We start from the raw sequence: 11,214 nt of genomic DNA on the forward strand, positions 1-11,214 counted from the left end.
GGCGATCCAAAGCTGCCGCGATTTGCCCGACCGAGTTGCCATTGGCCGAAAGGCGGGCAATCTCGCATCGATCGTCAAGGGAGAGCTGTTTGTAAGTCCGCCCCATGGCAACACCTCCAGTTGGAAGTGTTGCACTTCGTTTGTGAACTCAGGGGACCCATAACCACCGAATACAGTTTAGCGAAGACTAGTCGTCCGGGACTATCACCGACCGCACCCTATAGACCTCGCGGTATGGGTCCTGGCCTTCGCCAGGACGACACCGAGAATGTGGTCGCGCCCCGCTATCTCGCAGGCGTCATCGTCCTTGGCCATCTTGCACGATCAAACGAAAATGGCCGGGCGAAGCCCGGCCATCTCACGATTATGCGCGACCGCCGTCTCAGGTGTTCTTCAGCGCGACGCGGAATTCGGCTTCGGTCTTGGCCTTGACCTCGTCGAGCGTCACGCCGTCGGCGAGCTCGATCAGCGCCATGCCGCCGTCGCCGTGCTTGTCGATGGTGAATACGGCAAGATCGGTGACGACCATGTCGACCACGCGCTCGCCGGTCAGCGGCAGATTGCACTTCTTCAGCAGCTTCGAGCCGTCCTTGGCGGAATGCTCCATCACCACGACGACGCGCTTGACGCCGGCGACGAGGTCCATCGCGCCGCCCATGCCCTTGACCATCTTGCCGGGAATCATCCAGTTGGCGAGATCGCCGTTCTGGGCCACCTGCATGGCGCCGAGGATCGACAGATCCATGTGGCCGCCGCGGATCATGCCGAAGGAATCCGCGCTCGAGAAATACGAGGTCGAGGGCAGCTCGCTCACGGTCTGCTTGCCGGCATTGATGAGGTCGGCATCCACCTCGTCCTCATAGGGGAACGGTCCCATGCCGAGCATGCCGTTCTCGCTCTGCAGGCTCACATCGACGCCATCAGGGATGAAGTTCGAGACCAGCGTCGGGATGCCGATGCCGAGATTGACGTAGTAGCCGTCACGCAGTTCCTTGGCGGCGCGCGCAGCCATCTGTTCACGGGTCCAGGCCATGTGAGTCTCCTGACGCTTAAGCGGCGGTGCGCGGGCGGGTGTTGCGGAATTCGATGCGCTTCTTGGCCGTACCGACCTCGACGATGCGCTTCACGAAAATGCCGGGCGTGTGGATGTGGTCGGGATTGAGTTCACCGGCCGGAACCAGATGCTCGACCTCGGCCACCGTGATCTTGGCGGCGGTCGCCATCATCGGGTTAAAGTTGCGCGCGGTCTTGCGGTAGATGAGGTTGCCGGCGGTATCGCCCTTCCAGGCGTGCACGATGGCGAGGTCGGCGAACAGGCCGCGCTCCATCAGGTACTTCTCGCCGTCGAATTCCTTCACTTCCTTGCCTTCGGCGATCAGCGTGCCGACGCCGGTCTTGGTGTAGAAGGCCGGGATCCCGGCGCCGCCGGCGCGGATGCGCTCAGCCAGCGTGCCCTGCGGGTTGAATTCGAGTTCCAGCTCGCCGGCGAGGAATTGCTGGGCGAACAGCTTGTTCTCGCCGACATAGGACGAGATCATCTTCTTGATCTGCCGGGTTTCCAGGAGGCGGCTAAGCCCGATGCCGTCGACGCCGGCATTGTTGGAGACGACCGTCAGCCCCTTGACGCCGGACTCCCGGATCGCGTCCGACAGCTCCTCGGCAATGCCGCAGAGGCCGAAGCCGCCCGACATGATCATCATGTTGTCTTTCAGAATGCCGTCGAGCGCCGACTTGGCGTCGGGATAGACCTTGTTCATGCAAAAAACCTCGACTGAACCTTCGGCTTGCGGGCGTCGCGCCTTATTGGCGGCGATTATTAGGCGAAATCGTCCGAAGCCGTCAATGATACGGGGTTCTCCGCGCCGCGGGGCGGTGGTAGAAGCTGCCCACGCCGTGGGCAAGACCGCCCGCGGCCTTGAAAGCGACAAGAAAACCCATCAAGTTGCGACACTTAACCTAACAGGACTTGTAACGTAACAGGACTTGGGCGTGGGGCGCGCGGGTTTCCCGGCCCGCCCTTCTGGCTCCAACGACCAACCCGATCAGGACATGCCATTGACCATGGCCCAAGGAATGAAGCGCCTCGGGACGCCGATCGCGGCGCTGCTCGGCGTCGCGCTGATCGCCCTGATCGCGACCTCCTGGCTCATCAACCGCGACGCGCTGCGCAAGGCCGTGGAAGCGCAGATCCGCGACGTCACCGGGCTCGAGCTCAATGTCGCAGGCGCCATCGACATTTCGTTGCTGCCGGCGAGCTACATCTCCTTCCATGACGTCGGCCTGAAGGGCGGCGGCACCAGCGATCCCGCGCTCCGTGTCGACGTGCTCACCGCCAATCTGCGGCTGCTGCCGCTGCTGCTGCAACGGTTCGAGATCGCCGACCTGACGCTGCTGCGGCCGCGCATCCATGTCAGCCTGAAGCCGGACGGCGAGAGCAACTGGACGCCCTTCATCCAGACCATTGCGCGCACCATGAAGCCCGGCGCCGAAAATCAGGTCTCGTTCTCCGAGATCCGGATCCAGGACGGCGTGCTCAACTACGAGGACGCCGCCACGCACGCCACCGAGCAGTTCGACGACATCGACCTGTCGCTGGCCTGGCCCTCGATCTCGCGCTCCTTCGCCGCGACCGGCCAGTTCGACTGGCGCGGCGAACGCGTCGACGGCTCGATCAGCTTCGCCGATTTCGTCGCCGCCCTCTCCGGCGACCGTTCCGGCCTGAAGGCGCGGATCGCCAGCGCCCCGCTCAAGCTCGCTTTCGACGGCAGCGTCGCCAACCGCACCAGCCCGATGATGGAAGGCACGCTCACGATCGACAGCCCGTCCTTGCGCAACGCACTGCGCTGGACCGGCCAGCCGCAGCCCGCCAGCGGTGGCTTCGGCCGTTTCGCGCTGAAGGCGCGCGCCAATGTCGTCGGCGCATCGATCGCGCTCACCAACGTCAATGTCGAGCTCGACGGCAATGCCGCCGAGGGCGTCATGACCTACGCCAACAACGGCCGGCAGACGCTCCAGGCGACGCTCGCCGCCGACACGCTCGACTTCACACCCTATATCTCGACCTTCCGCCTGCTCGCGAGCGGCGCGCGCGACTGGAACAGGCAGCTGTTCGATCTCAACGGGCTCTCGACCACCGACCTCGACATGCGCCTGTCGGCGGCGCGGCTGACGGTCGGGCCGTCGAAGCTCGGCCGCACCGCGATCGGCGCCAGTTTGCGCAACGGCACGCTGGCGCTCTCGGTGGGCGAGGCCCAGATCTATGGCGGTATCGCCAAGGGCTCGTTCGGCATCGCGCGCGCCGACGCCGTCGCCGACATCAAGGCGCAATTCCAGTTCACCGACGTCGACCTCCAGGCCTGCGCCTCCGAACTGTTCGGCCTCAACAAACTGTCCGGCCGCGGCAACATCAACGTCTCCCTCGTTGCCTCCGGCTCGAGCCCGTTCGGCCTCGTACAGTCCCTCGACGGCAGCGCCACCGTCACCGGGCATGACGGCGCGATCTCGGGCTTCAATGCCGAACAGCTCCTGAAGCGGCTGGAGCGCCGGCCGCTGTCCGGCGGCGGCAATTTCCGCAACGGCTCGACGCCTTACGACAATCTCACCATCGCGGTGAAATTCTCCGACGGGGTCGCCACCGCCGAGGACATCCGCGTCGAAGGGCCGGCGGCGAAGATCACGATGACCGGCACCGCCTCGGTGCCGACGCGCGAATACGACATGAAGGGCGTGGCCAGCCTCAACAGCGCCTCGGGCTTCGAATTGCCCTTCGTGGTGCAGGGTCCCTGGGATGATCCCCTGATCTTCCCCGATCCGGAAAGCCTGATCCGCCGCTCGCCGGCCTCCGCACCCCTGCTCGACATGCTCAAGGACCGCAAGGCGGGCGACGCCGTGCGCTCCGCGATCGAGCGCATCACCGGCGGCGGCAAGCGTCCCGCCCCGGCAGACTCGCCGACGGCGGAGAACGCCAAGGAAAATGCGAAGTCGAACTAGAGTGATCGGGTTCAAGCGGCCGATTGCGTCGTCGAAATCCAGCTCTCGTTTTCCTGCACCACTGTTGCTCCGCCGATCGCCGTCCCCGCCGCGACCTCGCGCGTGAGGCTCTGCCCCAGTTCACGGGCCAATACCTCGCGATCGCAGGCATCCTCCCACAGCGAAATGGTGATGGCCGCGACACAGTTGCTGATCATGCTGGTCAGCGCCCGCGCCTCCGACATGAACCGGTCGATGCCGACGAGCAGCGCCACGCCGGTCACGGGCAGATCCGGCATGACGGAGAGGGTCGCGACAAGCGCAACGAAGCCGCTGCCGGTGACACCTGCCGCCCCTTTGGACGTCAGCAGCATCAGTCCGAGCATCGCCGCGATCTGCCCCCACGATAGATGAATGTCGCAGGCTTGCGCGATGAAGATGGACGCCAGGGTGAGGTAAATGGCGCTGCCGTCCAGATTAAAGGAATAGCCCATCGGCAACACGAGCCCTGACACGCCTTTCCGGCATCCGAGCTGCTCCAGCTTGCGCAACGCGCCCGGCAGCGCCGGCTCCGACGACGACGTGCCGAGCACGATCAGCAGCTCTTCCTTGAAGTAGCGGATCGTCTTCCACAGGCTGAAGCCGTTCAGCCGCGCCAGCGTCCCAAGCACGACGACCACAAAGACAGAGCAGGCGATATAGAAGGTCAGAATCAGCAGTCCGAGCGAGCCGATCGATCGGATGCCGTAGCGCCCCACGGTGAACGCCATCGCCCCAAAGGCGCCGAGCGGAGCGAGCTTCATGATGAAGCCGAAGGACACAAACAGAACTTGTGAGAACGACTCGACCGCCTTCGTCACCACAACGCCGCCATCGCCGGCGCGGCTCAGGCCAAAGGCGATCAGGATGGAGACGAGCAACACCGGCAGCACGTCGCCATCGGCGAACGCTCCAAAGAAGGAGTGCGGGATGATGTGCAGCATGAAGTCCGCAAATCCGGTCGCACCTGCCTGCTTAGTAAATTTCGCGGCCACCGACGGATCCAGCGTATTGACGGACACATGCATGCCAACGCCCGGCTGGATCAGTGACACGGCGATCAGCCCGGCCAGCAACGCGAGCACGGTCAGCAGGTAGAAAAGCGCCATGGATTTCACCAGCGTGCGGCCGACCTCGCGGGAATCGCTGATGCTGTTGATGCCGCTCACGATGGTGCAGAATACGATCGGCGCGATCATCATCTTGACCAGCTTGACGAAGCCGTCGCCAAAGGGCTTCAGCGCGGCGCCGAATTCGGGCCAGAAATGGCCCGTGAGGACACCCAGCATGAGACCGATCAGCACCTGGACGTAGAGAATCCGGTAGAACGGCTTTCGCGGCTCGCTGCTCGCGGACCCAGCCGGCGCTCGCATCTGCATTCTCGTTTCTCCCTTGTGTTATTCTTGCGGTTTAAGAGCAGTCCGGCTTCAGGCCGCCAGCACCAAATGAGGCACGTGCGATCGACGGGCGAAGACGTGGCCCTCGAAGATTCGGCGGGCCGTCCGCAGCACCCGGGCGACCGGGCCGGGCTCCAGCAGAACCACGAGCTGGCCGGAGGGATGGGCGAGGGTGATCGGCACCGGCGGCGCCAATGGTCCGACCATCTCTGCCGCGATCGTCCCGGGCGTGACGCATGCCGTCGCGATCGCGACAGCGCCGGTCACCGCCAGCGCGTTATGGCACTCATGCGGCATGAAATACCTGGTGTTCAACGTCGCCTCGCCTCCGCGCGCAATCAGAACCGGCTTCGGAATCACCATGGTCGCGGAATTTGGAAAGCCCATCCGGCGTCCGGCCTCGATGCGCAAAGCTTCGAGACGCGCGCGAAAGCCGCCGTCGGCGAAGTCGGAGGGAGCCTCACGGCCGGACCACCCCAGATCCGCCGCGCGGACCAGCATGACGGGCATCGCCGCGTCGATGCAGGTCACATCGATCCCTTCGATGCGATCGACCGGTCGTCCGGTGGGCAGGAGACAACCAGTGCGTGCGCCGGCCGCGTTGGGAAACGACAACTCGATCGGCGCGGCCGTTCCCGGTACGCCGTCGATCCGCGCCTCACCGTCGTAAGTCACGCGCCCTGCGGGGGTCGGAACGGTCGCGTCAATCAGCTTGCCGGTGTTGACATTGTGAATCCGCACATGGGTGCGATCCGCGGCGGCGGCGACCAGGCCGGCTTCGATTGCGAATGGCCCCACCCCCGCGAGCATGTTTCCGCAGTTCGGGGAGGTATCGACGATGCCTTCACGAACACGCACCTGGGCGAACAGGTAGTCGACATCGGCGCCTGGCACCGATGCCGGTCCAACGATCGCGACCTTGTTGATAACGGCATTGCCGCCGCCGATCCCATCGATTCCAAGATCGTGCCCCCCTCCCATCACAGATAGCAGGATCGCGTCGCGCAGTTTGGGGGCGGCCGGAAGATCGCGGGCCAGGAAGAACGGTCCGCGCGAGGTGCCCCCGCGCATGACCACACAGGGAATGGCAATCTGATCGTTCATGGTGCTGTTCCGTTCGCGACAACTTCGCTCAATCCGGAGCATCCCTCGACCGAACTATTTTGTGAAATGCAAATATCTGATGTATTATTCCGATTATCGATACAATGGAGCGTGCCATGAACGCAGAACTTCTCGACCTCAAGGCGTTCATCACCGTGGCGGAGACGGGAAGCTTCGTGCGCACCGCCAGGGCGCTGAACCTGTCGCAGCCTGCGCTGAGCCGACGCATACAGAAGCTGGAAGAAAGTCTCGGTGCGCCGCTGCTCGAACGCTCGACGCGTCACGTCAATCTCACCATGACCGGCCGCGATTTCCTGCCGAAGGTGCGCCGCCTCATCGACGAGTTCGAGACCTCGGTGCTCGCCATCCACGATATCGGCGCGCGAAGTTCCGGCCTGGTCTCGGTGGCTGCGGTGCCGACAGCGGTGTTCTATTTCCTGCCGCGTGCGATCGGCAGGTTTGCCGAAGCGTATCCGCGCATTCGCATCCGGATCCTGGACATCGGCGCCAATGAGGGATTGGAGGCGGTCGCGCGCGGAGAAGCCGACTTCGGCATCAATTTCATCGGTGCGTCGCATGCCGAAATCGAATTCGAGAAACTTGTTGAGGATCCCTTCGTCCTGGCCTGCCGCCATGACCATCCGTTGGCGTCGCGCAAACAGGTCAGCTGGTCGGAGATCCTGTCGCACCGGGTCATCACCGTCGGTCGCAACAGCGGCAATCGCGCGCTGATCGACAATGCGCTGGCGCGACACGGCCTGCAGCTGAACTGGTCCTATGAAGTCGCTCACCTCTCCGGTTCGCTTGGCCTCGTCGAAGCGGGACTCGGCATCGCCGTGCTTCCGAGGCTCGCGACGCCGGCGGCCGGTCACCCCATCATTCACACCGTTCGTTTGATCGAGCCGGAAGTGTCGCGGACGATCGGAATCGTGCGCAGGCACGGGGCGACGCTATCTTCCCACGCGAGCCAGTTTCTCAAGATGCTCCTCGAGGCGTGGCACACGCCTTCCGGGGCGCGCAGGCAAGACAAGCCGAAGCCCCGATCCGCTCAGGCCAATTCGAACGCCGTTTCGGCGGGCCTGAAGAGGAAAAGCTGATAGCTCAGCAACGCAGCGCTGCAAGACCGTTCCCCTGTCGAACCGGAAGTTCCTCGGATCAGCCCCGCCGTGTTTTCAGAGGCATTTTGGGTCCTCCGGCCGCAGCACCGTGGTGTGGCCAGCCGACTGCGCTGCGTTCAGTCCTCATACCGCTTACAAAGCCGGGCTTCGCCAGTCCCGAGCAGGTACGGATGCACATGGTCAGGCGATCAGAACGCAGAACCCGAATTGATTGCCGCGAATTGATGCAGCGATTGGATCGATGCGCACATTAAGCATCTCCTCCGGTGCAAGGCCCACGACCTAGGTCTGACAAGATGCCGCTAGATCGGCTGGCGGCCATGCGCTAGTGTTTTATACGACCGGTTAAAAACACCGGCCGTTTGAGGGAGAAAAACGTGAGATCCAAGGTTATTGGCGCAGTTACACTGGCGGTCGCTGCGGCGGGGCTGTTCGCAGCCGCTGCACCCGCATTTGCGCAGCAGAAGACGATTACGGTCTGGTGGGGCAAGGGATTTTATCGGTCCGAAGACGACGCGCTCATCGAGACGATCAAGAAGTTCGAGGCCAAGACCGGCATCAAGGTCGAATTGTCGCAGTACGCTATCCAGGACATGATTCCGAAGACGGTCGCCGCGCTCGATTCGGGCACCGTGCCGGACGTTGCCTATGCCGACACCTACGACGTGCAGGTGCAGGGCAAGTGGGCCTATGAGGGCAAGCTCGAGGACCTCACCGACATCATGGAGCCGATCAAGGATCGGTTCGTGCAGAACACGCTGGATGCGTCGATCCTCTATAACGACGTCACCAAGAAGAAGGCCTATTACGGCTTCCCGCTGAAGCAGCAGAGCATGCACGTCCAGATCTGGAACGACATGCTGGACAAGGCCGGCTTCAAGCAGAGCGACATCCCGAACGACTGGGAAGGCTACTGGACGTTCTGGTGCGACAAGGTGCAGCCGGGGATCCGCAAGGCCACCGGCCAGCGCATCTACGCCGTCGGCCAGCCGATGGGCGTCGAATCCACCGACGCCTTCCAGTCGTTCTACACCTTCATGGACGCCTACCACGTCAAGCTGGTCGACGACGACGGCAAGCTCCTGGTCGACGATCCCAAGGTCCGCGAGAACCTGATCAAGGCGATGAAGGACTACACCGACACCTACATCAAGGGCTGCACCCCGCCCTCGTCCACGACCTGGAAGGATCCGGACAACAACGTCGCGTTCCACAACAAGACCATCGTGATGACCCACAATTTCACGATCTCGATCGCGGCGAAATGGTTCGAGGACTCCAACAACCAGACGCTGACGCCCGAACAGCGCGCGGCCGGCAAGAAGGCGTATGAGGAAGACATCATCACCGCCTCCTTCCCGAAGGCGCCGGACGGCACGACGATCCGCTACCGCTCCGACGTCAAGACCGGGCTGGTCTTCAACGTGGCCAAGAACAAGCCTGAGGCCAAGCAGTTCATCGCCTTCCTGCTCCAGGAAGAGAACGTCCGGCCCTATATCGAGGGTGCGCTTGGCCGCTGGTTCCCGGTGACCAAGGAAAGCCAGGAAAGCCCGTTCTGGCAGGCCGACCGGCATCGCAAGGCGGTCTATGCGCAGTTCAAGGGCGGCACCGCCGCGTTCGACTTCACCAAGAACTGGAAGTTCACGATCCTGAACAACGAAAACGTCTGGGCCAAGGCGATGAACCGCGTGGTCAGCGAGAAGGTGCCGGTGGACAAGGCGGTCGACGAGCTGATCGCCCGCATCAAGCAGGTCGCGGGCTAAATCACCCTTCCCCTCTCCCCGCTTTGCGGGGAGAGGTATAAGAACAACACCGGCCGCGTTTCGCGGCCGGCATCTCTTTGAAGAGTTCGAAAAGAATGGCGATCACGCTCTCTGGCGATCAGGCAATCCCCGCGCCGCCCTTGTCGTCGCGGCTGACCCCGGCGCAGGTCTGGGGCATCGTGCTGCTCGCGCCCTATCTGCTGGTCTTCCTCGCCTTCGTCGTCTATCCCGTCTGCTACGGGCTGTGGCTGGCGCGGGCACCGGCGAACTATGTCGCGCTCTACAACGACCCGATCTTCGCGCGCGCCGCTGTCAACACGCTGATCTTCCTGGTCATCGGCATCAACATCAAGATGCTGATCGCGCTGTTCCTGTCCGGCTTCTTCGCCCAGCAGCGCACCTGGATCAAATGGCTCTCGGTGATCTTCATCCTGCCTTGGGCGGTGCCGTCGATCCCGACCATCCTGTCGGTGCGTTTCATGCTCAATCCCGAATGGGGCGTGATCAACCACCTCATCTTCTCGTTTACCGGTGACGACGGCCCGAACTGGCTGAACGACCCGACGGTGGCGCTGACCATGGCGATCGGCGTCCACATCTGGAAATCGCTGCCGTTCTGGACGCTGATCCTGATCACCGGACGCCTTGCGATACCGCACGATCTGTTCGAGGCCGCCGAGGTGGATGGCGCGAGCTGGTGGCAGAAGTTCCGCTTCATCACCTGGCCGTCGATGCAGACGCTCTATGTCACCTGCACGCTGCTCTCGATGATCTGGACGCTAGGGGACTTCAACAGCGTCTATCTGCTCACTGGCGGCGGCCCGGCTGACCTGACGCATGTGCTGTCGACGCTCGGCATCCGCTATCTCCGGCTCGACCAGCTCTCGCTCGCGATGGCTTCCATCGTCGTCGCGATGCCACTGGTGCTGCCGCTGGTCTATTTCATGATGAAACGGTTGTCGCGATGAAGCTTCCCACCCTCCGCGAAGTTGGCAACGAGGCCAAGCTGCTGCTGATCGGCATCCCGGTCTTCATATGGACCATGATTCCGATCTACCACATGTTCCTGTTCGCGATCTCACCGAAGGAGGACGCGTTCTCGGGCAAGCTGTGGCCGGATCATCCGACGCTGCACAACTTCCACATTGTGTTCTACCAGGAGCACTATTTCCTGCGCGACTTCTGGATTCAGTTCTGGAATTCGACCGTGATCGCGCTGGCCGCAGGCGGGCTGACCTTGTTCATCGCGACCGCCGCCGCATTCTCGATCTCGCGGCTCAAGGTGCCGGGCGGCCGCTGGGTGATGAACCTGGCGCTGTTCACCTATTTCATCCCGGCGGCGTTCCTCGCCGTGCCGATGTACCGCACCATGGGCAATTACGGCCTCCTGAACAATCACTGGGCGCTGATCCTGGCCATGGTGACGATCGCCAGCCCCTACGCGATCTGGGTGCTGAAGCAGGCCTCCGACAAGCTGCCGGTCGAGCTGGATGAAGCCGCCGTGATGGACGGCGCGACCACGCTGCAGCTGTTCCGCCTGGTCTATCTGCCGCTGATGATGCCGTCGCTGGTCGCGATCGGCACCTATGCGGTGCTGCTCGCCTGGAACGAGTATCTCTACGCATTCCTGCTGCTCTCCAAGGACACCAACATCACGCTGCCCGTGGCCCTCGGCAACTTCCTCGCCGCCGACGACTCGCCGTGGGAGCTCTTGATGACCACCGGCTTCATCTACGCGCTGCCGCCGGCCGCGATCTATTACGCCTTCAAGCGCTACATGGTGGGCGGGCTCACTGCGGGTGCGGTGAAGTCCTGAATGTCAGA

The 11,214-nt window shown here is 63.2% G+C and carries 10 protein-coding genes; 5 read left to right on the forward strand and 5 right to left on the reverse strand.

Annotation, left to right across the window (positions count from 1 at the left end; translation table 11 throughout):
- The 3 genes from A3M7_RS51300 to A3M7_RS0120195 all read right to left on the reverse strand — a co-directional run.
- The coding region (locus tag A3M7_RS51300) for a helix-turn-helix domain-containing protein (protein WP_156936942.1) at positions 1-106 on the reverse strand (106 nt) is incomplete at its 3' end.
- A gap of 276 nt (positions 107-382) precedes the next feature.
- Positions 383-1,033 (reverse strand): 3-oxoacid CoA-transferase subunit B, encoded by a 651-nt coding sequence (locus A3M7_RS0120190; RefSeq protein WP_027545524.1) that lies wholly within the window; start codon positions 1,031-1,033, stop codon positions 383-385.
- Between the two features lie 16 nt (positions 1,034-1,049).
- A complete protein-coding gene (locus A3M7_RS0120195) occupies positions 1,050-1,757 on the reverse strand; it encodes a CoA transferase subunit A (protein WP_011089830.1) in 708 nt (235 codons plus the stop codon).
- Between the two features lie 304 nt (positions 1,758-2,061).
- Between A3M7_RS0120195 and A3M7_RS0120200 the strand changes: the two genes are divergently transcribed.
- Positions 2,062-3,990, forward strand: a complete 1,929-nt coding sequence (locus A3M7_RS0120200) for an AsmA family protein (RefSeq protein WP_027545525.1) — start codon at positions 2,062-2,064, stop codon at positions 3,988-3,990.
- 11 nt (positions 3,991-4,001) lie between these two features.
- Here the strand turns inward: A3M7_RS0120200 and dctA are convergent, their stop codons facing one another.
- A complete protein-coding gene (gene dctA, locus A3M7_RS0120205; RefSeq protein WP_156936946.1) occupies positions 4,002-5,381 on the reverse strand; it encodes a C4-dicarboxylate transporter DctA in 1,380 nt (459 codons plus the stop codon).
- A gap of 54 nt (positions 5,382-5,435) precedes the next feature.
- Positions 5,436-6,509, reverse strand: coding sequence for a 4-oxalomesaconate tautomerase (locus A3M7_RS0120210; RefSeq protein WP_027545527.1), 1,074 nt, complete (start codon positions 6,507-6,509; stop codon positions 5,436-5,438).
- A 116-nt stretch (positions 6,510-6,625) separates the two neighbouring features.
- Here A3M7_RS0120210 and A3M7_RS44685 point away from each other — a divergent pair, with 116 nt between their 5' ends.
- The 4 genes from A3M7_RS44685 (at position 6,626) to A3M7_RS0120230 (ending at position 11,206) form a co-directional block, all read left to right on the forward strand.
- Positions 6,626-7,606, forward strand: coding sequence for a LysR family transcriptional regulator (locus tag A3M7_RS44685; RefSeq protein WP_049823592.1), 981 nt, complete (start codon positions 6,626-6,628; stop codon positions 7,604-7,606).
- A 398-nt stretch (positions 7,607-8,004) separates the two neighbouring features.
- Positions 8,005-9,390, forward strand: coding sequence for an ABC transporter substrate-binding protein (locus A3M7_RS0120220; RefSeq protein ID WP_027545528.1), 1,386 nt, complete (start codon positions 8,005-8,007; stop codon positions 9,388-9,390).
- Positions 9,391-9,485: 95 nt separating this feature from the next.
- Complete coding sequence (locus A3M7_RS0120225) at positions 9,486-10,358, forward strand: carbohydrate ABC transporter permease (RefSeq protein ID WP_027545529.1); 873 nt, start codon at positions 9,486-9,488, stop codon at positions 10,356-10,358.
- Positions 10,355-11,206 carry a carbohydrate ABC transporter permease gene (locus A3M7_RS0120230; RefSeq protein ID WP_027545530.1) on the forward strand — a complete coding sequence of 284 codons (852 nt, stop codon included), beginning with the start codon at positions 10,355-10,357 and terminating at the stop codon, positions 11,204-11,206. The genes A3M7_RS0120225 and A3M7_RS0120230 overlap by 4 nt, the downstream gene beginning before the upstream one ends.
- Positions 11,207-11,214 lie beyond the last annotated feature (8 nt).

Origin of the sequence: Bradyrhizobium sp. WSM2254 (assembly GCF_000472645.1) — a bacterium.
Lineage (GTDB): Bacteria > Pseudomonadota > Alphaproteobacteria > Rhizobiales > Xanthobacteraceae > Bradyrhizobium > Bradyrhizobium niftali.